Source organism: Flavobacterium sp. ACAM 123 (genome assembly GCF_000264055.1).
In the GTDB taxonomy this organism is placed as follows: Bacteria; Bacteroidota; Bacteroidia; order Flavobacteriales; family Flavobacteriaceae; genus Flavobacterium.
In genome coordinates this window covers 16,115-40,764 of sequence record NZ_AJXL01000005.1, presented here as the reverse complement: position 1 = coordinate 40,764, position 24,650 = coordinate 16,115, and the positions used below count along the sequence as shown (strand labels likewise).

19 protein-coding genes are annotated in these 24,650 nt (G+C 35.2%); 3 read left to right on the top strand and 16 right to left on the bottom strand.

Annotated features, from left to right (window positions below):
* Positions 1-108: 108 nt before the first annotated feature.
* The 9 genes from A3SG_RS0101655 to A3SG_RS18805 all read right to left on the bottom strand — a co-directional run bounded on the left by A3SG_RS0101655 (position 109) and on the right by A3SG_RS18805 (position 14,343).
* Positions 109-1,467, bottom strand: a complete 1,359-nt coding sequence (locus A3SG_RS0101655; protein ID WP_016988272.1) for a hypothetical protein — start codon at positions 1,465-1,467, stop codon at positions 109-111.
* Positions 1,468-1,760: 293 nt separating this feature from the next.
* Complete coding sequence (locus A3SG_RS0101650) at positions 1,761-2,243, bottom strand: 3'-5' exonuclease (RefSeq protein ID WP_016988271.1); 483 nt, start codon at positions 2,241-2,243, stop codon at positions 1,761-1,763.
* A 147-nt stretch (positions 2,244-2,390) separates the two neighbouring features.
* Positions 2,391-3,752: a pyridoxal-phosphate dependent enzyme gene (locus A3SG_RS0101645; RefSeq protein WP_016988270.1), complete on the bottom strand. Its 1,362-nt coding sequence runs from the start codon at positions 3,750-3,752 to the stop codon at positions 2,391-2,393.
* Positions 3,753-3,990: 238 nt separating this feature from the next.
* Positions 3,991-4,716 carry a putative porin gene (locus tag A3SG_RS22670; protein WP_255347652.1) on the bottom strand — a complete coding sequence of 242 codons (726 nt, stop codon included), beginning with the start codon at positions 4,714-4,716 and terminating at the stop codon, positions 3,991-3,993.
* Entirely contained in the window at positions 4,706-5,920 is a 1,215-nt protein-coding gene (locus A3SG_RS22665; RefSeq protein WP_255347650.1) for a putative porin, read from the bottom strand. The genes A3SG_RS22670 and A3SG_RS22665 overlap by 11 nt, the downstream gene beginning before the upstream one ends.
* 78 nt (positions 5,921-5,998) lie before the next feature.
* Positions 5,999-6,838, bottom strand: coding sequence for a hypothetical protein (locus A3SG_RS0101635; RefSeq protein ID WP_016988269.1), 840 nt, complete (start codon positions 6,836-6,838; stop codon positions 5,999-6,001).
* 16 nt (positions 6,839-6,854) lie between these two features.
* Positions 6,855-8,333 carry a RagB/SusD family nutrient uptake outer membrane protein gene (locus A3SG_RS0101630; protein WP_016988268.1) on the bottom strand — a complete coding sequence of 493 codons (1,479 nt, stop codon included), beginning with the start codon at positions 8,331-8,333 and terminating at the stop codon, positions 6,855-6,857.
* Between the two features lie 12 nt (positions 8,334-8,345).
* On the bottom strand, positions 8,346-11,390 hold the full coding sequence (locus A3SG_RS0101625) for a SusC/RagA family TonB-linked outer membrane protein (protein WP_016988267.1): 3,045 nt from the start codon (positions 11,388-11,390) through the stop codon (positions 8,346-8,348).
* A gap of 991 nt (positions 11,391-12,381) precedes the next feature.
* Positions 12,382-14,343 (bottom strand): S8 family serine peptidase, encoded by a 1,962-nt coding sequence (locus tag A3SG_RS18805; protein WP_016988266.1) that lies wholly within the window; start codon positions 14,341-14,343, stop codon positions 12,382-12,384.
* Positions 14,344-14,688: 345 nt separating this feature from the next.
* Here A3SG_RS18805 and A3SG_RS0101615 point away from each other — a divergent pair, with 345 nt between their 5' ends.
* The gene (locus A3SG_RS0101615) at positions 14,689-15,348 is read left to right on the top strand and encodes a ribonuclease HII (protein ID WP_016988265.1); all 660 of its coding nucleotides are present in this window, start codon (positions 14,689-14,691) and stop codon (positions 15,346-15,348) included.
* A gap of 97 nt (positions 15,349-15,445) precedes the next feature.
* On the opposite strand, the gene lipB is transcribed toward A3SG_RS0101615, so the two are convergent.
* Together lipB and A3SG_RS0101605 are read right to left on the bottom strand one after the other, a co-directional pair.
* Positions 15,446-16,153 (bottom strand): lipoyl(octanoyl) transferase LipB, encoded by a 708-nt coding sequence (gene lipB, locus A3SG_RS0101610; RefSeq protein WP_016988264.1) that lies wholly within the window; start codon positions 16,151-16,153, stop codon positions 15,446-15,448.
* Between the two features lie 68 nt (positions 16,154-16,221).
* Entirely contained in the window at positions 16,222-16,959 is a 738-nt protein-coding gene (locus A3SG_RS0101605) for a hypothetical protein (protein WP_016988263.1), read from the bottom strand.
* A 323-nt stretch (positions 16,960-17,282) separates the two neighbouring features.
* On the opposite strand from A3SG_RS0101605, the gene lysS reads away from it, so the two are divergent.
* On the top strand, positions 17,283-18,992 hold the full coding sequence (lysS, locus tag A3SG_RS0101600) for a lysine--tRNA ligase (protein ID WP_016988262.1): 1,710 nt from the start codon (positions 17,283-17,285) through the stop codon (positions 18,990-18,992).
* A 56-nt stretch (positions 18,993-19,048) separates the two neighbouring features.
* Here the strand turns inward: lysS and A3SG_RS0101595 are convergent, their stop codons facing one another.
* The gene (locus A3SG_RS0101595) at positions 19,049-20,074 is read right to left on the bottom strand and encodes a 2-hydroxyacid dehydrogenase (RefSeq protein WP_016988261.1); all 1,026 of its coding nucleotides are present in this window, start codon (positions 20,072-20,074) and stop codon (positions 19,049-19,051) included.
* A 255-nt stretch (positions 20,075-20,329) separates the two neighbouring features.
* Positions 20,330-20,542, bottom strand: coding sequence for a hypothetical protein (locus tag A3SG_RS18800; RefSeq protein WP_016988260.1), 213 nt, complete (start codon positions 20,540-20,542; stop codon positions 20,330-20,332).
* A gap of 125 nt (positions 20,543-20,667) precedes the next feature.
* Here A3SG_RS18800 and A3SG_RS0101585 point away from each other — a divergent pair, with 125 nt between their 5' ends.
* Entirely contained in the window at positions 20,668-21,147 is a 480-nt protein-coding gene (locus tag A3SG_RS0101585; protein WP_016988259.1) for a hypothetical protein, read from the top strand.
* A 227-nt stretch (positions 21,148-21,374) separates the two neighbouring features.
* Here the strand turns inward: A3SG_RS0101585 and hemL are convergent, their stop codons facing one another.
* Genes hemL through A3SG_RS0101570 form a run of 3 tightly spaced genes read right to left on the bottom strand, consistent with a single transcriptional unit; the run spans position 21,375 to position 24,483 of the window.
* Positions 21,375-22,661 (bottom strand): glutamate-1-semialdehyde 2,1-aminomutase, encoded by a 1,287-nt coding sequence (hemL, locus tag A3SG_RS0101580; protein ID WP_016988258.1) that lies wholly within the window; start codon positions 22,659-22,661, stop codon positions 21,375-21,377.
* 48 nt (positions 22,662-22,709) lie between these two features.
* A complete protein-coding gene (locus A3SG_RS0101575; protein WP_016988257.1) occupies positions 22,710-23,585 on the bottom strand; it encodes a glucosaminidase domain-containing protein in 876 nt (291 codons plus the stop codon).
* Positions 23,578-24,483, bottom strand: a complete 906-nt coding sequence (locus A3SG_RS0101570) for a 1-aminocyclopropane-1-carboxylate deaminase/D-cysteine desulfhydrase (RefSeq protein ID WP_029596550.1) — start codon at positions 24,481-24,483, stop codon at positions 23,578-23,580. Before A3SG_RS0101570 ends, A3SG_RS0101575 begins: the two co-directional genes overlap by 8 nt.
* Between the last annotated feature and the right edge of the window lie 167 nt (positions 24,484-24,650).

Sequence of the window (24,650 nt, the reverse complement as noted above, 5' to 3'; positions counted from 1 at the left end):
TATGCTCCTCAATTGTGGGCATGCTAACTTAGCTATCACAGCAAGAATAGTTCACTATCATGCTATGATAGCCTCATATCCTGATAGTGAAGATACTTTACTCACCTATTATTTTCCGTACCTAAATACTGTATCAGGATATTTATCAACTATACCTTTGGTTGCCTCATAAAAGGTTTCAGACTTGTAAATTAAATCAGACTTATCATAATCCCCAACACAACTTTCGCTATACTCTACGTCTGGATGTGTTACCAAAGACAGTGTTTCATTTGTAATTCTATAGGGTTTAAGAAGCGATACAAACGTTTTTTTACATGTATGTGAAGATATATTTATACCTTTTTTTAAACCTAATTCAACGACTACCTTGTCAATCCAATATTGAGAATTTTGATTAGTCTTGTCAAAATTCAAAAAGACATTATCAGGGCACAATTTTACAACGTCATCAAACAATGGGCAATAACAGTGTGTACCCGTCTTAATATGTTCAAAATGGGCATAAAAGAATCCATATTGAGCATTCCATACAATTTTACAATTAGACATATTCTTCATACTTTGATAACGCTGGCCCGTCAGCGACGCAATGATTAAATATTTTCTTGCATATTCCATGTCCGGATGATCAAAGGATGCTTTTATCAGAACCTTCAATTCATTTTCTGTAAAAAATATTTGTGTGTGCTCATTAATTGGATCTTTATCCATATTAAACAAATCATCATTTAAATTTAAAAGAGGTAGGTCGCCATTCGGTCTTTTCTTTAACATAGCCCGCAATTGCTTTTGTTGTAACCGCAGAGTCGTAAACTTATAATTACCAACACCCTTTTTATACGTTAAAATCACTTCCCACATCGCATCCCATTGATCATTTGTCAATTTCAACAAGTTAACTGCACCATTGTCATCGTGGTACTTTTGGATGTTGAGCACCATACTCCTATAAGAATGAATCGTGTGTTCTGAACAAGAATCAAGTCGATTTTGTTTACTTATAGTAACCATTTTATGATATCGCTCATTTACTGCAGTAATCAAACAAATACTCTTTACCTCTTCAGTCGCATTTGGAACTTCCACTTCTTGTTGACCTCGCCCAATTAAACGATTAATTTCGTTAATTAAAATATCGTTATTGGGCAAATTATAACCATATTGTTTACTAATCTCATCTAATGCATCATTGATTTTCCCACTTGCGTCTCTAAAAGGGGAATTGTTTAATCTATTGTTATGAACAGTGATAATGTCATACTTATAGTTTTCCTCCACTTTTCCAAAATATTGCGGTATAACCTTGCATATTGAAAATCGGTATGGTCTATATTTTTTTTTGCCATCTTCAATATATGGCGGCAAATGGATTTTTACATATACACTTTCAGGTGTAGATCTGTATTTTAGTTCAAGTTTGGAAGGGGGTAAATAGTACTCGACCTTCAATTGTTTAATCCTCATAGTAGAAGTTTTTAATTAATACTTATACTAAGTGAATTGAGAAAAGTTTAGTCCTATGTCTAATTAGTTATGAATTATGTGATATATTATGACACTATTTGATTGTATCTGATATATTTTAAATCACAAAAAATTAAAATAACTGAAAAACACACTGATATCTAGTACAGTACAAAATAAAATCGATTTCCAGAGGTAATGGAGAAAATCTTCTTTCATCATAAAGCCTTGTAATTAAGAAACTAAAGTAATGAAAAAACAGATAACTTACACTGTGAATTGAATCTCTAAAACTATCTCAACAAATACAGTTTAGCACAAGCCCGTGCATCTGATAATGCTTCATGATGATTCAGTTGAATTTTCATTGTTCTGCAACAATCACTAAGCTTCGTTGGCTTCAATCCTTTTGCTTTGTAAATTTTTACGGTACATTCCCATCGAGGCGATAAGTTCAAATCGTCGTAATTTAATCCATACAGCGCCATTGATTTAGCCAACACGTTCCTGTCAAAACTCTCATTGTGCGCTACTATGACCCTACCCTGCAGTCGTCTTTGGATTTCAGGAAAGACTTGTGTAAATGATTTTGCATTCATCGTATCTCTTGGATAAATTCCATGGACTTGAATTGTATAAGGCGAATATAGATTATTTGGCGGCTTAATCAAACTAACAAACTCATCTACTATCACTCCATTTTCAACTGTCACTATCCCTACCGAACAGGGATGGAATGCCGTTGCCGTTTCAAAATCTATTGCCGTAAATGTCATTTTTAAAGTTAGAGGTTAGAGGTTGCTATTTTAAAATTATGATATCAGATTTGCGCACCTCTTAATTATTTGAAAAAAAACCACGAATTTACCGAATTTAACTCGGCAATTCGGTGGTCTGTACGTTGTGATTATCAAAAGTAAAACCTATTTAATAGAACCTATAATATCATATTTTGTAATAATGTGGTATCTTCCTTCTCCTAAGTCGATCAATACCGCAGCGTTATCTCTGTTAAACAATTTAGAAACTTCTTCGATTGATGTTCCCATCTGGACAATAGGATAAGGATTTCCCATGATTTCCTTAATTGGCCTTTCAGCTGAGTTTTTATCATGTACATAACTTTGAAACAAATCAGTCTCATCCAGTGAACCTACAAATCCTGAAATATCCATTACGGGTATTTGTGATATTTTATATTTACGCATTCTTTCGATAGCATGGGAAGCTAATTCTTCTGTACGTGCAACAATTAGAGGCTTATCGATATGATCTTTTATCACATCTTCTGCTTTTTTAACTTCCTCCTCTAGGAAACCGCGTTCGCGCATCCAGTCATCATTAAACATCTTCCCGACATAACGACTTCCTGAATCGTGAAATAAAACAACAACGACATCTTCTGGCTTGAAATGCTCCTTTAATTGTAACAGCCCTTTTATGGCAGCTCCTGCTGAGTTCCCCACAAATATACCTTCTTCCTTCGCAATTCTTCGCGTGTATACTGCGGCATCTTTATCTGTTACTTTGGTAAACCCATCAATCAAAGAAAAATCTACATTTAATGGTAAAATATCCTCTCCAATTCCTTCTGTGATATAAGAATAAATCTCGTTTTCGTCAAAAATTCCAGTTTCATGGTATTTTTTAAATACAGAACCATAGGTGTCAATACCCCATATCTTGATATTGGGATTCTTTTCTTTTAAGTATTTTCCAACACCCGAAATTGTCCCTCCAGTACCTACACCCGCTATAAAGTGCGTAATTTTGCCTTCCGTTTGAGCCCAAATTTCAGGTCCTGTTTGCTCGTAATGTGCAATAGCATTCGATGGATTGTCGTATTGATTAACGTACCAAGAATTTGGTGTTTCTTTGGCTAATCTGGCAGAAACAGAGTAATAAGAACGCGGGTCGGTAGGCTCAACATCTGTCGGACAAACCACAACTTTTGCTCCAACAGCACGAAGGATATCCATTTTTTCTTTGGATTGCTTATCTGACATGACGCAAATCAATTTATAACCCTTGACGATGGCAACTAAAGCCAATCCCATTCCTGTATTCCCGGATGTTCCTTCAACAATAGTACCTCCTGGCTTTAATCTACCATCCGCTTCGGCATCTGCAATCATTTTTACCGCCATTCTGTCTTTTACAGAATTACCGGGATTAAAAGTTTCTACTTTGGCAAGCACTAATGCATCCACTTCTTCAGTGACTTTATTCAGTTTCACTAATGGTGTATCGCCTATTGTACCTAATATATTTTCTGCGTATTGCATTTAATTGTACTTTTTAAGATTGTAATTTGTTAGAAATACTTTTGCAAAGATAGTATTTTGTTACAAAATAATCCTCATTCCCTATATTGAGTTCGCGAATACTTGATCATATTACTATTCAAAAGCACCTCAGCGAGTTTCATTTCTACCTTTCTATTTTAGTAGCTTCTAAAAACATTCAAAAGTCTGGCATCCCGAAGCATAAGAATCATTACCACCAGTCCAAAAAACGAAGGGATTAATTAAAAAAGTTCCAGATTAGCCCAAAACGAATCATGAAATCACGGTAAGGATTATTAGGGGCAGCATAGAAGTTATTTCCCGTAAGCGAAGAGTTAAAGTGCTCAGCTTTCAAGTAAATTCTAGTTCTCTGAATCCGTGCATTAATAAAAAAATCAAAGTTAGGATAATTTCCAATTTCTTTTTTATTCTGAATGAAAAACTCCCCGATGACTGGATTATAATCATTCGCAAAATAGTTTGTGAAATAATGTAAGGTAACACCTGTTTGTAAAAATAATGCCTTCTTGAACAAATAATTGGTATAATAAATGGTATTCCTAGTCACAATTTCTGGAACATTTAAAATCGCATCCCGCTGATCCGTTTTTTGATATAAAAAAGTATTATCCAAAGCAAAATTCCCAAATTTTATTTCTTTACTTACTTTGACCGAAACATAATTTATGGTATTACTATATTGACTAGGAGTTACAATCTGCTGACTTTCATCTACGGCATTATTTTCAAAATAGAGATGATCATCTAATGTCATCAACTTCACTGATGCTTCCACCCAAGGAGTAACTGCATTAGCTGTGATAGCATTTATTTTTTCATTCTTGAAATTATTAGACCAATTGTAATTTACATAACTACTTTGATATAAGTTATAATTATCATTGGGGAGCTTATTTACGTTTTGGTATCCAAAAGAGAATTGGTAATCATCATTAAAATACATAGTTTAATTTCGCCTCTAAATTCGATAAGGATTGATTCGTCACTGATCTCGAATACAAAAACTTACCGTTCCAATTCTTTTTTTGATACTCATATTGACCACCCGCGCTGTTTATATTTCTAGTCAATGAAGCCGGAATAGTTTTATCATCTCTAATTAATATTTGGTTATAGTAATAGTTGCTTCTGAAATCATCGGCAAAAAACTGAAACTTCCCAAGTAAGGTGTTTTCATAGATCAAACCCAATTTATTATACATTTTGTTGTAATGAGTCTGGTCATTAATACCACTAGTTACGTAAGAATCCCCAAACCTAAAAACTGACTGTGATCTTACTGTCGAAGCAAGCGTCTCCTGGTTGTATTCAAAAAATTTATTCTCGTAATTGATTTGATGGCTCACATATAAATTATTATCTCCTTTGTTAGCGTTTATCCTTAAAAAGTGATCCAGAAATACCCGTTTACCCTTTAAAAATGACTCCGCATCACTAAAATAAACTTCAAGACGTTGTCTGTTATCATACCTTGGGTCCTCATCTTCAAAATCACTAATTGTTGTAATCCCCCCATTTTCTTCATTTAAGATATCTTGATAGGTAAAATGCGCATTGGCAACATATCGTTTGTTCAGCGTATTGTAACTTGTGGTAAACCTAAAATTTCCTGTGCTAGACAACTGGTTAATGTATCTCCCTTCGGAACGTAAGCCTTTGTACGCAATAGAAAAATTGAGCCTTGGCGAAGTGTTCACCGTAAAAAAAGCATCTAAAGACTGTCCTTTCTGCATTACCGATTTAAAATACAATTCGGTAACGGGAGTCGCAACAGAGCTGTATTTAATATCATTTGCTTCTAAGAAATTGAAATGCTTCGCTTTAAAACCAAATTCAGGATAAGGAGAAAAATTATCTAAACCATATTGTAAGGTATTGTAGGTTTGTCCCTCATTAGGAAAAGCAAGAAGTCCAAAATTATCTTTTCGTAAATAATTAAATGTATATTCTCTTTGGATGGTGAGCGATGTATCTAGATAAGTAGTATCGCGCTCTATAGAAATAAATCGATACTGATCCATTGTCGCGACTTGCTGGGATTTACCATCTACCTCTTTTTTGAGCTTTTTTTCATCTAAAAAATTATCAACCTGAGCAGTTAATGAGAATGATAATAAAATTAAAAGATAAAGAAAAAATTGCTTCATAATAAGACATTAGGTCGGTAAAGGTAAAAAAAAAACCATCCCGAAATTGGGATGGTTTAAAAATTTATATGACTAAAGTTATAACTTTAAGTTTGGCCAATTTTTACCGTCAGATCTGGTAAGAGTGGTTAATCCTTTTTCACCAAAACCACTAGCCCAATTAAAAGTTAATTTATTCCCGTTTACAACAAGATTTGTAAAGGTATATGCTTCACCATAATTATCCTTGCCGCTATATGCAATTTTGTTACAAACATCAGTCAATCCTAAGCCAGTAGCGGCAGTATCTCCGTATGCAGTAAAGTACAATGCTCGGAACCCACCAAATGACCCATCAGATATAGTATAAACTCCAGCTGCTGCAGTAGCTGCAAAAACTACATTTCCAGTTACTGGACCTGCCACAGATCTTCCACCAGCGTCTGGAGAAGAGATATTAGTTGTTGAATAAGCAAACGTGCCTGCTAATTCTGAAACACAAAATTTAAATATCGACAGTGTGAATAATTTTTTGCTAGGCTCAACAGTTGCGTCACCAATTTTATCCAAACTTAAAATCAAGGACACAGTTTGACCAACATTCAAATTATTGAAATTACCTTTTACAATTATTTCACCTGAGTAAGACCCTGCAGGAATAACTAAACTTGCCGCATCAATTTGATATTGCGATGGTAAAGCAGTAGAGGCCTTAGCAACACTAACTTCAATAACTCTTGCAGCAGTTGACTTTGATGAGATATCAACTTTAATTTTAAAAGTAGACTCTACCTCTTCTTTTACTGGTAAGGAACCAGAAGCCCCAACAAATGCAGCAAGCGATTGACTACCGCTATACATAACCTTGTCTTCTTCACAGCTGGTCATAATTCCGAAAAATAAAACAAGAGCGGTTAATTTTAATAAATGTTTTTTCATAATATATTTTTAAAAATTAATTTGTAGCATAACCTGGGTTTTGTTGCCCTTTAAGTGCAGCATTCGCTCCAATTTCAGCCCCAGGAATTGGCATTGTAAATCTATAGTCTGTATTTGGAATACTACAGGCGTCGTACGCACTACAATCAACAGTGTTTCTATCAATAGTAACTCCAGCTTTTACTCCAAGACGCTTTAAATCTAAATATCTATGTCCTTCAAAGCAAAGCTCAATTCTACGTTGTTTTAAAATTTCAGCAAAAGCAGCTTTTTCATTAGCAGGTACAGCAATGACAGGTGCAGTTCCTGCAACAAATCTTGCCGTGTTCACTTTTTGCAATTGTGTAGCAACTCCTGCAAAATCACCAACAGCAGCAAGTGCTTCCGCTTTTATAAAATACATCTCCACAGAACGAAAAATCTTAACATCGTTTAATTGTACAATACCACCAGAACCAGGATATTTCCCTATAACTAACTTGTTATTAGCCGGCTCAGAAGTTGGACTTACAAAAGCGCGTCTTCTAATATCGTTCGTATTATCAAGCAAATTATACAAATTTGTACCCATTTCATAAAAAGGAGATCCAGATACAGTACTATTTACTGACGCCCAAATCGAATTAATTAAGGTATTCAGTGCAACTCGTTCTAATTTAAAAATAACTTCATCGTTAACTGGTATAGCGACGTCTGTCCAAATATTCAAAAAAGCGGAGGTGTTTTGTGTAGCTACAGTAGCAGATCGACTTGTCAAAGGATAAGCAGCTATTAGCTCATCAGCCAAAGGTCCTGCAACAGCATATTTCCCTCTGTATGCAGCCATTCTCGCTTTAAATGCTTTAACAAAATCACGAGACACGAACGTACGGTTCGTATTAGTAGCATTTGTAGTTAAAGAGGAACCAAAAACAAGATCAGCGTCAATTAAACTAAAAACTTCACCATTTGTATTTCTAGGCAATTGCTGCGTCGTTTGCGGCACAAAGTCAACCTTAATAACACCAAGAGCGCTATCATTAGTTAAGTCTGTAGAAAAATGGCTTAGCAATACAAAGTGACCCCACGCTCTCAAAATGTGCGCTTGCGCTACAACATTATCATAAGCAGCTTTCTCTGCCGCAGAAGGAGTAATAAAATTTGCACCAGCAATAACTCTATTAGCTCTATTAATTAGGGAATAGTTTGTCCCCCATATGATTGCTGCATCGGCAGAACCCGTGTTTAGGTTAAAAACATATTCTCCTCCATTTAGTCCCTGACCACCATTAGCAAAACCTATTGCTACCTCATCAGTAAAAACGGTACTAAAAGCAATTGGGGCTTCTCCAACGATGGAAGAATACACTCCATTAAGCCCTAACTGTAAATCGTCAACAGTCTGAAAAGTCACTAGCGGACTTAGTTCACCAGCCTGCACAATATCAATAGCATCTTCACACGAAGAACACAATGAAACGATTAATGCGAATAAAATAAAATTAATTTTTCTCATGTCTTTTTTATATTAAAATTCTAATTGTATACCTGCAGAAACTATTTTTGGCGTTGGATACTGATATTGATCAGCAACACGCGTACTCTCAGCATCCCATCCTCTCCATTTAGAGAAGGTAACTAAATTTTCCCCTTGCATGAATACACGGAAACCTTTAAAAGGACTTCTTTCAAGCATTTTTTTAGGAACATCATATCCGAAAGATACAAAACGTAATCTTACATAAGAAGCATCAACTAAAAATCTATCAGAATTATTATCTGAAGCAAAGTTAGTGGCTTTCAAAGAAGGAATGTTAGTATCTCTATTATCAGGTGTCCATGCATCCAATAAATCTGTAGACACGTTAAAGGTACCTACATTACCCCTTGGATTAACTAATCCTGATAAATCGTAATCAATTCTGTGAATCTTGGCAGTAAAAGAAAAATTTGATGTTAAGAAGAAACCTTTATAGCTAGAATCAAAACCAAAACCTCCTTGATATACCGGAATTCTAGATTTACCAGTACTAACTCTATCTGCTAGTGGATCTACATTTTCAGTTAAATCCCCACTTGCGTTTAAGAACAATAAATTACCGTTAGCGGGATTAACTCCTTGATATCTTGTTAAGAAATACTCGTTAATTGTTTTACCCTCTTCTATAACTGTAGTACCATTATCGATTCTACCAGTTGCACCAGCAATATCAATTATAGTGTTTTTATTATACGAACCATTAAAATTAACAGAAAGATTAAACCCATCAGTACTTTTTGCAACATCGTACGCCAATGTAGCCTCAATACCCTCATTTTGAAGAGATCCAAAATTTGCATTAACAACACTAGTGGCATTAATTGCTGAAAGAGGTACTGGAATAAACAAATCCTTCGTTTTCTTTCTATAAATATCGAATGTACCAGTCAATCTATTATTTAAAACTGCGAAATCTATACCAATATTTGCCTGAGCTGTTTGTTCCCATCGTAAATCAGGCACAGCTAACTGGCTTAATATAAACGATTGTGTCCCATTATACCCTACTCCTGTAGTATAAAGTTCTCTTGTATTGTTTAGAGCTAGGAATGTTCCATCAGAAACATCTTGATTCCCTGAAGTACCATAAGAACCTCTTAACTTAAGTAAATCAAAAATAGAACCTTGCATGAAAGCCTCTTTATCAATATTCCAACGACCACTCAAAGAATAAAATGTACCCCACCTAAAAGAGGATGCAAATCTAGAAGAAGCATCTCTACGAACCGAAGCACCAAAACCATACTTCCCATCATAATCATAATCAGCCGTTGCAAAGTAGGAAAACAAACCTGCGGTAAATTTATAAGCTTGCACCCTAGGTACATTTCTATCATTAGCTGGACCGTCTAAAATATAACCTGTACCAGCTCCTGGAGAAGTCGTTTTAGCATTTAAACCATTTTGTCTAAAATTAAAACCATCACGATGCGATTTGATGTATTCAATATATGCTGCAGCATTCACAGTATGTTTTTCGTTAAAAACATGATCATATACCAATCTTGAATTTGAAGTGAAAATTGCTCTCCTATCAAAAGCATGATCTTCTTTATCATTAGCTACAGCTGCATTTGCAAACAATAGTGAATTAAAAGAAATTGGATTTTGCCATAAATAACTAGTTTCTTGTGTATAGTCTAAACCTACAGATGTACCTACAGTAAAATCTTTTGATAAGTTATATCCCGCTTGTAAATTTACTAATCCCTTTAATTCGTCTAGTACATTTTTAAACGTTTTTAATTTATCAACCAACATTAGAGGAGTTCTTAATAATGTTCCGTCAGCTCTATAATCTAATAAAAGCTGAGCAGGTGTAGAATAATCCTTAGGTGATAGATATGGAACACCGTTATTTGCCCCTAACACGAAGTTTTGATTTATCCCACCAGTACCAATACTAGTAGGCTCATTTCTTCTTGAAAAGTTAATCGAGGTATTTGTAGAATAAGAAAATTTCTCATCATTTGATCTTCCACTTAAATTGCTTCTAAAATTGAATCTTTTTAAGTCAGAATCCACTAATATCCCTTGTTGATCAAAATAAGCAATAGAAGTAAAAGAGGTCATGTTTTTACTTCCTGAACTTAAACTCAAAACATTGTTTTTACTAATACCTGTTCTGAAAAAATATTTTGTCCAGTCTGTGGTTGACACCGCTGCAATTTCTGCATCAGTCATTGGCGCTCCGTTAACTCCACCTGAAAATCCTCTACCTCTACCGTATAGTCTTTCAATAGTTAATAATTGCTGAGAATCCATCAAATCGTATTTAGTTTTTTGCAATGTTGTAAAACCTACATTAGAACTAAATTTAACCTGTAAAGGAGAATTAAAACTTCCTTTTTTAGTGGTTACAATGATAACACCATTTGCACCCCTATTTCCATAAATAGAAGTAGCTCCTGCATCTTTGAGAACAGAAACCGATGCAATATCATCTGGGTTCAAACTTCTAAAGTTATCCGAATCTAATGCAATTCCATCTATTACAAATAATGGCTCAATTTTACCATTAATAGAACCAGTACCTCTAAGTATGATTGTACTATTAGCTCCAGGCTGTCCTGATCCTGATGCAATATTCAATCCCGAAACGCGAGATTGTAATGTTTGAATAAAGGAAGCATTTGGTCTACCTTCAATAATTTCAGAACTAACTGTAACAGAAGATACATTAGATTTGGTTTTTGTCTTGGTTATACCATAACCCTGAACAACCACCTCACCCAGACTTACTCCGGTTTGCATCTTAACATTAATAGTATTTGAAGCACCTACTACAGCAGAGGTTTCAGTCATACCTACAAAAGAAAACATTAACACATCCCCTTTTGCTGCTTGAACGGAATACCTACCGTCCATATTTGTTTGCGCACTTTTCTTTGTGCCTTTAACGATAACATTGACTCCTGGCAATGATCCTGTACCATCCGAAACTACACCCGTAACTGTTTTTTCTTGAGCGGATACTAACTGAATTGTAAACACTAACAAAAGTGCATAAATCCATTTGAATTTTGATCTCATATTTAAATTTTTGAATTAGTTATGACAAATATGCTAATTATATCTTACATAAAACAAAAACAAATCATAAAATTTAACGTTTTTATAATAGTACTATACAGACGTTCATAAAAAGAGCTGTTTTTTGGACCTTTACGCCCCAAAAAAGTATAAAAAACATATTTTTAAAAATAGGATAAGCCAAATAGAAAATAAAGAATAAACGCAATTAGCACGCCTTATAAATGCAGTTGGCAAAGAATAATTTTGTAACAATGATCAAATGCTCGAGGGCGAAATACTTATAAAAATCACAGATGGTACTTATTTCGTTTCGCGTTCAAACAACCCTTGAGGTCATAGAAAACACAAGTGCCATTTACTGTGTTTGGCTACATCTAAATGATCTACTATTTAAGTAAGTTAGGAACCTTTAAAACAGACTTCGCAAATCTTTTAAATAAACATTCAACATTTTACAAAATATATTCTTTCCTCCTCAAACTAAATTAAACATTAATTCATACGGATTCGAAACTACGTAGGATGCTCTTGATTACTGAAGAAGCGCCCTCTTGTTTGAAAATCAAGAACCGATGAAGTAATATACGAGAAACTTGCAGCGTTTATTACTGCAAACACAGTTCTTCATTCAGCATATTTCATGACTACTATTTTGAATCACAGCTAATAGTTATTCATAAGGAATAGAGAGGAAATGAAATTATTTAATAATTAAAAAGCAATCTCTTTTTTTGCTCCTTTATATTTTATAAAAAACAATATTTTGAATACTTTTCTAAATGCAATTTACTAATGTGTATTAAAACTAAAGCCAAGGCATAAATATATGATTGAAATAAAAGATTGTTTTTATTATAAAAAAGAACCGTATTAAACTCTTCAACTTATTTACAGCATAAATAAGTTGAAGAGTTTAATACGGCATTTTACTTTAGTAGTAGCAAGAACCCACAAAAAATTCGATTACAACAAAATTATGAGACGAAAATTATTCTTTAACTATTTTTAAAGTCGATTCTTTCATTCCTTGCATTATTTTCATAAAGAATATTCCTGAATTGTACTTTTCTAAGTTTATTTCTCCATAAACTTCACCATTACTTACACTAAGTTTTTTATGGATTATTCTTTGACCTAAAAGAGTATAGACTGAAATTTCAGCGTCTTCTGAGGAATCTGATTGTAAAGAAACATTGACTTTCCCGACGGTAGGGTTTGGCCATACTCTAATTGTTTTGGCATCGACTTCATTAAGCCCTAAATTATTTTGATCAATCCCTGAAACAATCAAAGAAAAATCTTGAAAACCTCCCGTTAAATTCCCTTTGTGAGTAACCGTAATTGTATAAAGACCTTCTGCAGCATCCCTAACTTCAATTTTTTCAATATTATCCACATTGTTATCTGCTCTGATTGCCGGTGAACTTTTTATATCATTAAGCCTCCATGGAAAATAAGTCTCTGCCCCTTTAGTTATTCTTATATCTAAATCATTAATCAAAACTGGATCCTTCAAATCTACAGTTCCTGTATTAGCCACTCCCGCTCTATCGGTCCATGACAAAGTAGCTATTAAAGGTTGTGTCCCAACGGCCTTTACTGTTTTACTATAGCTACCACCATTTATTAATGCTGGAAGTGTCGATACTCTTGAGTCAAATTCTTGAATAGTAGCTTTTTTACCACCTTGAAAAGCATTCGTAATCAAAACTGCCGCCTTTTCAGCATTTAATAAACCCCATCCAAATCGAGGGTCTGGTCCATCAGCTTCACCAGCTTCATCAGCAGTATGAATAATTAAACCCCGCAAGGTTGCTGATCGCATAAAATTATCTGAACTATTATTTATAAAATGCTGTTGCAACAATAGCAATGTTCCTGTTACACCGGGAGCTGCCATTGAAGTACCTGATAAAGTACCGTAACTTATATTATCTGCAGCGTCTGATGTAGAATAAACCCCTATCCCCTTCATAGCGATATCTGGCTTAATTCTATTATCGTCTGTTGGCCCCCAACTACTAAAGTTAGACATTACAACATCCGTAGGTCCAGTATAACCCGTTGCGCTTAACTGTGCCACCGCCGCAACTACGATTGCATTTTTAGAGGTCGAAAAACCTGTTACTAAATCGTAACCTTGTTTAGTTCCATTAATATTGGGTACTTTATTTCTATCATTACCGGCCGCAATTATCGGCTGATAGTAAGGTGCATTAAATGCAACCTGATCTAAATTCCTTGAATCAGGTCGATACGCTCCAAAAATATATTCTGGAAAAGAGGCGTCAGCAGAAGCCAAACCGTAAGAATGGTTAGAAAGTAAGAGTCCGTTATTGTTTGCTAAAGTAGCCATTTCCGCTATATCATTTGTCCAATTGCTGATATACGCATAACTCTCATAAGCAATTCCTCTCCCACTACCCTGAGATGAATTCGCACCTGAACTTATAATTGTTCCAGTTACATGAGTAGAATGATATGATACTGGATTGGTATTATTATCAAATACAAATGCCCTACCTTCAAAATCTTTATGATTTATCTTCGCATTATCTTGATCCCAAACCCCTACATACAATTCTTTACCTGTTAGGTTTAACCCCAAACCTCCGTTTGGCATTAACTTATTAGCCCTAGAAGTAAAAGCAGAACCTATATTACTGGAAGTATAGTATAATGGATACCCATCATTCGTAACTTCTTTTAACTCATAAAAGTTACCCAGACTATCAGTGTATCTTTTTTTCCATCCTCTTTTTTTAGCTAAATCTAATGTTTTACTATAATTCTCCTTATGTTCTTTGTTTAATCGATCTATTATAGTGAGGAGCACTTCTTTATTACCTTCCTTTTGAATTATTTTTTTTTGAAGTTCTGTTTGAGAAAAACCTGATAAAGAGGCGAGCAGTAAGAAAGTTATAGAGATTGTTAAAGTAGTTTTTATCATAATCGATTCGAAGATAATTTATTGGTAATGAAGTTGTTTTAGAATATATGTTTTTTAGGTTTTTATTGAACTGGTATCAGACTCTTATTAATTAGTTTTAATTAAAGGCCAGCTATTAACCCCGTAAAAATAGAATTATATTTTTAAATTAACTCAAACAGCTATTAATAATTTAGCACCCAGTACTCTATTTGCCTATTTACATGCCAATGCTTCCTAAAATCATGCTTTTTTATACACTATTACGCTACCAAAAAAAGCCATTCTTCCAATTAATAAAGAGAGAAATTCTGACCACACCTTATTATACACACAATCGAATATTTTTTTTATTAAATTTGCTATATGCTCGAACTTAGTTTTTCAAAAATCCTTTTAGAATCTGGAACCGATGAAGCCGGTCGCGGTTGTCTTGCGGGACCTGTTACCGCCGCCGCAGTAATCCTCCCCTCTAATTTTGAGAATATAATCCTGAATGACAGTAAGCAACTGTCTGAAAAAGCACGAGAAACCTTACGACATTTAATCGAACAGCAAGCCATAACCTTCGCGGTGACTCATCTAGAGCCTTTAGAAATCGACAGCATCAATATCCTGAACGCATCGATTAAAGCAATGCAGGAATGCATTTTGAAACTCAGTCCGCAACCCGATTACATCATAGTCGATGGAAACAGTCCTTTTATTCGAAAAAAAGGCATAAAAAACTGTAGTGGAAAAATTTTTACAGCAGCAGAAATCGGCATTTTGACTTCTATACCCAATAGTAGTATTGTAAAAGGCGACGCAAAATTCATGAGTATTGCTGCAGCATCCGTATTAGCTAAAACATATCGCGACGAGTATATGAATCGGATTCACGAGGAATTCCCCATGTACAACTGGAAACAAAATAAAGGCTATCCAACTAAGGAACACCGTGACGCCATCAGAAAATATGGTGTTACTAAATACCACCGAATGACGTTCAAGTTATTACCAGAGCAATTGAAGTTAGATATTTAATCTTCGCCAAAGCAAAGGGAGACTTAATGGAATAGTGCTTTGTCTTTTTAAAATATTACTTGATTAAAAAAGGATTTTAGATTGTTGATTAACGATTTTACATTGCCGATTGAATCTCACAACCGAATAACTCCGTGAAATGTTTCAAGATTTTTTCTTTTACCTCTTCCTCATCTACCTTTTCGACACCAAGTTCGACGTTTAAAGAGGTTACTGCCTTTCCACGAATACCGCAAGGAATGATATTGTCAAAATAACCCAAGTCGGCATTTACGTTTAAGGCAAACCCATGCATAGTAACCCAACGTGATGCACGTACACCCATAGCACAAATTTTTCTGGCAAATGGAGTTCCTACACCTAACCAAACCCCAGTTTCACCATCACTACGGCCGCATTCTATAGCATATTCCTGTAAAGTAAGAATAATGGCTTCTTCCAGAAAACGCAAATATTTATGGATGTCTGTAAAGAAGTTCTCTAGATCTATTATCGGATATCCTACAATTTGGCCGGGTCCATGATACGTGATATCGCCACCACGGTTTATTTTGTAGAACGTAGCGCCTTTGTCTTCGAGTTGTTTTTCGGACAATAGTAAGTTAGACAAATCACCGCTTTTTCCCAAGGTATACACGTGAGGATGTTCCACGAACAAAAGATAATTAGGCGTCTCTAAAGTAAGCTCCTCTCTCCTATTTCTGATTTTCAAATCAACGATTCCTTTGAACAATTCTTCCTGGTATTCCCAAGTTTCTTTATAGTCTTTGTTTCCTAAATCTTGTAGTTGCATCGTCTTATTCATTTTTCTTCTTTGAATGGCAAAGTTACAAAGGATTTTATTGACTTAAAGTTATAAAACAAGAAAGTCTACTACAGGGCATTTTCCAACACTACTTCCAGCGCTGTTCCTTGCGGGTTTTGTAAACAATCAGTCAAAAGTAGTTGCAACGACAATGATTTCTTGTCGGGACTGATTTTAGCATTCACATTCGAAACCGATTTTATTTTTCGAGAAAAATTATAGCTCAACGTAAAGGTTTGCACCAAATTAAATCTTGACCCTTGAATTTTTAAAGTATCAATTCGTCCCGACGCTTTTTCAAGTTCTGCTACATCAGTGATTTTTACAATTCTATTAAAAACGGTTCCGTCAAAGTCATAACTCACCTTATAATAATGCTTTTCAGCAGTTAGCGCATAATTATGCTCCAGATCATCCGCATAATCTTCTGTTTTATATAAATCTGGAATGGCTTCTATTTTATCGAAAGATTGCGTAAACTCTGTTCTAAATTCTTTATCATAAGAACTTTTTTTGACATGCACATTCACCTCTTTATAGGTAGAGAATAGCTCCTGTTCCGACTTCGTAAATTTTAAAAAGGTGTCGTTGTATTTTAAAACGACGTCGCTAAAAGTATAGGAGGTGTCGACGTACTTTTCTTCTTTGGAATAATTAGCCCCTGCAATCTGCATATAGCTGTGTTCATCACGAAGCTCCACGACTTCAATTTTACCGCTGCCATCCTCGTTGAGATAAATGGTTTCGCTGACTTGGCAGCTGCTAGCGAAAACTGCCAATATCAAAAAGTAAAAGTATTTTTTCATTTGTTATGCATCCTTATTTATAGATTTTCACTTTAACTATTTTTATATAAATGTAATTAATTTCCGATTATTTAATGGTTTTTAATTTGAAAAACGCCTTTAAAAAACAAAATCACGGTGAATAGCCCTGATTGAGCCGATATCCTCTCTATCCCGAAGCTTCGGGACAGAGAGATAAAGGGGAGAGCAGGACAACTCGCAATTGAAGTAATATAAATTAGTGCTCCTGAAAACAGCTCTTTCAACACTGCAATTATAAGACTTTATGACTTTGCAACTTTAACACATAAAGACTATATTTGCAGACTTAAAAATAGCATAAAATGGCATTATCCGAACAAGAAACACTTCGTAGAGAAGCACTCACCCAATTACGCGAATTAGGGATTGACCCTTATCCTGCAAACGAATTTGTAATTACCGCTTATTCCAGCGACATCCTTGCCGATTTTGATAAGTACGAAGGAAAGGAAGTAGTTTTAGCAGGTCGGTTGATGGGAAAACGCATCATGGGAAAGGCTTCGTTTGCGGAATTGAAAGACGCGGAAGGGCGCATTCAAATCTATGTTGCGAGAGATGATATTTCAACTGACGCAGAGAAAACAATGTACAATGTAGTTTTCAAAAAACTATTGGATATTGGCGATTTTATTGGGGTTCGCGGAACGGTATTCAGAACTCAGGTAGGTGAAATATCGGTTCATATCTACGGAATGACTGTTTTAGCAAAAGCCTTGAAACCACTTCCTGTTGTGAAAACTGATGCTGATGGTAAAACATATGATGCATTTGCAGATCCAGAACAAAGATACCGTCGTCGTTATGTAGATTTAACGGTGAACGATCATGTAAAACAAACTTTTATCAAGAGGACAAAAATGTTCAATGCTATGCGTTCTTTCTTTAACGATAGAGGCTATCTTGAAGTGGAAACACCTGTTTTACAGCCAATTCCTGGTGGTGCTGCAGCGCGACCGTTTATCACGCACCACAACTCGCTTGACATGCCCTTGTACATGCGTATTGCCAATGAGTTGTATTTAAAAAGATTGATTGTTGGTGGTTTTGAAGGAGTATATGAGTTTTCAAAGAACTTCCGTAACGAAGGAATGGACAGAACGCACAACCCAGAATTTACCGCCATGGAAATATATGTAGCCTACAAAGATTACAACTGGATGATGAAATTTGCCGAAGACCTTTTAGAGCATTGTGCTGTCGCGGTAAACGGAACAAGCGAAGCTACCTTTGGCGAGCATAAAATAAACTTCAAAGCTCCGTATGCGCGCGTTACGATGACTGATTCTATTAAACATTTTACTGGTTTTGATATTTCTGGTAAAAGTGAAGCGGAATTATTTGATGCAGCAAAAGGAATGGGAATTGATGTGGATGCAACGATGGGTAAAGGAAAATTGATTGATGAAATTTTTGGCGCTAAATGCGAAGGAAACTATATCCAACCCACTTTCATTACGGATTATCCAAAGGAAATGTCTCCCTTGTGTAAACAACACAGAGACAATCCTGAATTAACAGAACGTTTTGAATTAATGGTTTGCGGTAAAGAAGTAGCAAACGCCTACTCTGAATTAAATGACCCTATTGACCAAAGAGAACGTTTTGAAGAGCAACTAAAATTAGCTGCAAAAGGAGATGATGAAGCAACTGAGTTTATTGATGAAGATTTCCTTAGAGCTTTAGAATACGGAATGCCTCCTACATCAGGTATGGGAATAGGAATGGATCGTTTGATCATGTATTTGACTAATAATGCCTCTATCCAAGAAGTGTTGTTGTTCCCTCAAATGCGACCCGAGAAAAAACAAGTTCAAGTGGAGCTGGAAGACGATGAAAAACTGATTGTTTCTTTATTGCGAGCTAATGAAGACCAAATGGAATTTGGCTTATTGAAAATAAAATCAGAATTGAGCGGTAAAAAATGGGATAAAGCGATGAAAAATTTATCTTCTTTAGGAATGACCGAAGTCATTGTTGTTGGAGATACTAAGGCTTGTCGCTTGAAGGAATAATTTTTACATATAAAATATAGAAGAGAGGCTGTCATTTTCGAACAGCCTCTTTTCATTTAATTTAATAGTGCTACTTTATTATCAATGTCCTTTTTAATGATCAAATCAGATACATTTCTAAAAGTAGTGAGCGCAATTTGGGTAAGTGCTTCATTAGTGAAAAATGCCTGATGAGCAGTTAGCAACATATTAGGAAAACTCGTTAGTCGCTGTATATCATCGTCTTGGATAATATCTTCAGACAAATCTTTAAAGAATAATTTCTCTTCTTGTTCGTATACATCAATCCCTAAATAACCAACTTTACCATTTTTTAGCGCTTCGATAATATCTGTAGTATTAATTAAAGCTCCTCTGCTGGTATTAATAAGCATGATATTATCTTTCATTTGCAAAAGCGAACTTTGATTTATCATGTGCTTTGTACTATCATTTAATGGACAATGCAAAGAAATGATATCAGCCGATTTAAAGATAGTCTCTATGGGTTCATATTGCACTCCCAACTTTTCCATTTCTTGATCTTTATTGATATCAAAAGCTAAAACTTTACAACCAAAGCCTAAAACAATTTTAGCAAATGCTTTACCTATATTTCCGGTTCCTATAACCCCTACTGTTTTACCATGTAAATCAAAACCCAAAAGTCCGTTTAACGAAAAATTTTGTTCCCGCACTCGATTGTACGCTTTATGTGTTTTACGATTTAAAGTCAATATCATTGCCATAGCATGCTCAGCCACAGCCTCGGGAGAATACGATGGCACACGACAAACTCTGATACCTGCTTTATTTGCAGCTATAAGATCAACATTATTAAAGCCTGCACAACGCAATGCTATAATTTTCACGCCATTTTCTGCCAGTTTTTCAATGACTTCGGCATCTACAACATCGTTAACAAAAACGCACACAATAGCAGTATCCTGCATTAAATTTATAGTACGAGAATTCAATTGAACTTCAAAAAACTCTAATTCAAAGCCAAAATCAGCATTGTACTTTTCGAAGAAGACTTTATCGTAAGACTGTGTTGAAAAGAAAGAAATCTTTTGTGTAATTAAGTTGCTCTTTGTTGTCATAGTATTGAAATAAATTAAAAGGAGTAGTTAATCTCACAAGGGGAATGCCATAAAGATAATATCAAAAGTTAGAAATACAGTACCGCTACACTATTTATTCAAAATATTTATAAATAAGAAAGTGCTTAGTTGTGCTTTTTATGTTTCAGAAAGTATAATTCCCAGTTTTCCACTTTGTCTTAAAATAGAATCTAAAGCAGCTGAAGCTACAATGCCAGAACTAAAGTGATTGAGGTCAACAAAAAGATTTGAACTTTACTTTTTATCAGAAGAAATGGGTCTGTCCTCTTCTGAAGCCTTCGCCAATTCTTTCAACAAATGACATTTGCCATAACATTTAAGTTCTGGTTTGTCTTTATTGATGCAAAGTACTTTCGATAGATAATCATTATTTACAGCATAGTCTAGAACCGGAAATACTGGTTTTAGAAACAAAACGAGAATAATTATGACCGTACATTTTTTCATCGTGCAAAGGCAGATCTTTCTTTTCAATTCTATTTGACAAATATCACTTCTACTAAACTTTCATTATGGGATTAAACCTTATTTAATGATACGCATCTGATAAACATAACTCTAAAACAATAGAAATGAAAAAATTAATTATCGCGGTAGTATTTGTTGTTAGTATGACCGGTGTTGCAAAAGACAGAAAAGACAGGCCTAAAAGAGCTGAAATGGAAAAATTCACTCTTGAGCAAAGCAATCAATTGATGTTGAAAAAAATAACTTTAGAACTGGAATTGAGTGTAAAACAGCAAGGACAGATGAAAAGTATCATCGTCGGGCAAACTGCTAAACGAGAATCACGAATGAAAGAAAGGAAAGCAAATAAAGATTTGAATTCACAACTTTCTTCAGACGAGCGTGTCACAAGAAAAAGTCAAATGCTAGACGAGCACATTAACATGAAAGCCAAAATGAAAAATATCTTACCTGAAGATCAGTTTGAAAAATGGAATACTATGAAAAGTAAGCAAGAAACAAGAAGGTCAGAAAGAATGCAGAAAAAAAGGGGCGATAGAATGGATCAAAAAAAAAGACATACAGAAATAAATCTAATTAGATAGAGCACGCTTATGGTGTATTACTGAAATAGCATTAATATCACGCCCTGTTTTATCAAATACCGCTTTATGTTCGATATAGTCTAGTTCCATTTTACTATTTCCCTCTTCAACTAGTATTATTATGCCCGGAAGCTTTGTATTACCCCATAAAAATTTTTGGACTGACTGTTTTGAATATTCAATCAGTAAAAAAAGCTTCCGGCTTTTACCGGAAGTTTTTTCAGTATTTAAAAGGTTTTAGATACTTTATCAACTGCTCGAATCGTAAAATCTAAATCTTCGTAGCTAAGTGCATCCGTTATGAACCAACTTTCATATGCAGATGGCGCAATATAGATTCCTTCCTGCAACAATCCATGAAAGAATTTTTTGAATGTCTCATTGTCTCCATTTGCTGCCGATTTAAAATCAATTACGGGAGTAGCATCAAAATGAACCGAAATCATAGATCCAATTCTATTTATAGTATGCACCACATTATTTGCTGTTAAAGCCGCTTCAATTCCTTTGTGCAAATAAGCTGTTTTCTCTGTTAATCTGTCAAAAATAGCAGGATCATTATTTAATGTTTGCAACATCGTCAACCCTGCAGCCATGGCCAATGGATTTCCTGATAAAGTTCCTGCTTGGTAAACAGGTCCTATTGGAGCAAGATAATCCATTATTTCTGCGCGAGCTGCAAAAGCCCCTACGGGCAAACCACCACCTATTACTTTTCCGAAACAAATAATATCAGCATTAACATTTAATAACTCTTGTACTCCGCCACGTGCTAGGCGAAATCCAGTCATAACCTCATCAAAAATAAGGAGAATGTCATTGTCGTTACAAAGTTGGCGTAAACCTTCTAAAAATCCTCTATTCGGCGGGATACAGCCCATGTTACCCGCAACTGGTTCCACGATTATAGCGGCAATTTCATTTTGGTTGGCTTCAATTACAGTCTTAACATTTTCTAAATCATTGTAGGTAGCCAGTAAAGTGTCTTTAGCTGTTCCGGCAGTTACTCCAGGACTATTAGGCGAACCAAAAGTTACTGCTCCACTTCCTGCCTGAATTAAAAACGAATCAGAATGCCCATGGTAACAACCAGCAAATTTTATTATTTTATCTTTTTTTGCAAATCCACGAGCTAGTCTTACTGCACTCATACAGGCTTCTGTACCTGAATTCACAAATCTTATTTTATCGACATTAGGCACCATAGAAACAGCTAAAGCAGCAATTTGAGTCTCCAATTCTGTTGGCATACCGAAAGAAGTACCCAACTTTGCTTTCTCAATTACGGCCTGTACCACAGGCTCAAAGGCATGCCCTAAAATCATAGGACCCCAAGAATTAATATAATCAATCAAACGATTTCCATCTTCATCGTACAGATAAGCGCCTTTGGCACGTTGCACAAAAATTGGAGTTCCCCCTACTGCTTTGAATGCTCTTACTGGTGAATTTACTCCTCCTGGAATTACCTTTTCTGCTTCAGCAAAAAGCTGACTACTTCTTTTATATAACATGTGTAATTTTGTTATTTCATTTACAACCTTCTCTATTCTAAAATTCTATTATTTCACTATCAGCCTTTGACCGATAGATATGGTATTAGCTGACAGATTATTTATTTGCTTTAATTCAGTAACCAATAAATTATATTTTTTTGATATCGAATACAAAGTATCTCCTTTTTGAACCTCATGTAACGACTGGTTTTGACTGCCAAGAGCTGCTATTCTCGTATCTCGATTTTCACTTGGAACATACTCTTGACCCATTACGAAGGCATCAAACTGATCCAGATGGTAGCGCTCGATATACGATATTAGTTTATCTGGATATTTCGGATCCGTGGCATATCCCGCTCTCCTTAGCCCATTTGCCCAGCCTTTATAATCTTCTTTGCGCAAAGTGAATAAACTGGAATACCTGCTTCTACCTGTCAAAAACAAGGCGTGATCATTAAACGATTCTGCAGGTTCATAGTATTTTCTAAAACATTCTTGACTGGAATCATCATCATGCCTGACCGACTCTCCAGTCCAACCCTCATGGCATTTTATCCCAAAATGATTGTTGGCTCTAATACACAGGTCGCCTCTTCCTGCTCCCGATTCTAATATCCCTTGAGCTAAAATAATACTTGCCGGGATTCCATAAATTCGCATATTACTTATGGCAATATCTTTATATTGAGAAATATACCTGCCTATCACATCAGTCCCAACGTATGTTATCGATGTTGCTTCTATCACTTCACCTACCTCATCAACTTGTTTTTTATCGTTCCTCAGTATCGACTTGACTTCATTTGTTTTTTTGACAGAACGAGTAGCCACTTTTTTTGAGCTTGAGGGCACGGGTTTTTTCGTTACTATTACAGGTTTTGTAACATTACAGCTCAGTAAAGTAAGTAGTGTAAGTACAAGTAGGATTTTTTTAAACATGGGCATTTATTATTGGTAATTGTTTCTTTCTCAATTTTGTATTCATCCCTTCGATTCCTTGAATTCCTCCGGTATGGATCAGCAAAATTTTTGAACCTGCCGGAAAATAATTGGTATCTATCTTATGCATAACGCCAAAAACCATCTTTCCAGTATAAATAGGATCCAAAGGGATGTTATTTTTTTCAAGAAACTGATTGATAAAAGCAACTAAATCCTGATTGACTTTACCATATCCACCAAAATGATACTCAGTTATCAGCTCCCAATTTTCATTTGTAATAGCAGGTACAAAACTACGGATTTCATCTTTTAAAAAGTCCCCTTTTAAAGCAGGAAATCCTAAAACTTTTTGATGTGGCAATACACTGTTAATAATTCCGGAAATTGTTCCGCCAGTTCCCACGGGACAACAAATATAATTAAACTGTTCATCTTCTTTGGTTAGAATTTCCTGACAGCCTTTTATGGCTAGCTCATTGGTACCTCCTTCGGGAATAAGGTAAAAATCCCCGTATTTCTGTTTTAAGTTTTCTAAAAATAAAATTTCGCTTTTTAATCGATACTCTTCTCTTGAGACAAATTCGAATTGCATACCATAGTCTTGGGCAAATTTCAAGGTTGGATTAGTTGCTATTTTATCATACAACTCATCCCCTCGAACAATTCCAATGGTTTTAAATCCGTGTTCTTTTCCGGCAAAAGCTACTGCGGCAATGTGATTAGAGTAGGCTCCGCCAAAAGTGAGCAGTGTCGTCTGGTTCTCCTCTTTTGCTTGAAGTAAATTGTACTTCAACTTCCGGAACTTATTTCCCGAAACAAAAGGATGAATCAAATCTTCCCGTTTAATAGTTACAGAAATTGAATTAGGAAATAGTATAGAAAGAGCTTGATTCAAATTAATATTTTTTACAAAGGTAAAGTTTATATGCAAGAAAAAAGCAAGATTCACAGCCATTCTCGCCAAAAGTCTTGCTCCTTTAAATGGTCATAAAACCCTAAACATCATAAAAATGAAAGACAACACAACAGGAAGTAGAAGCTTTTTAAAAGCGCTTTTGATTA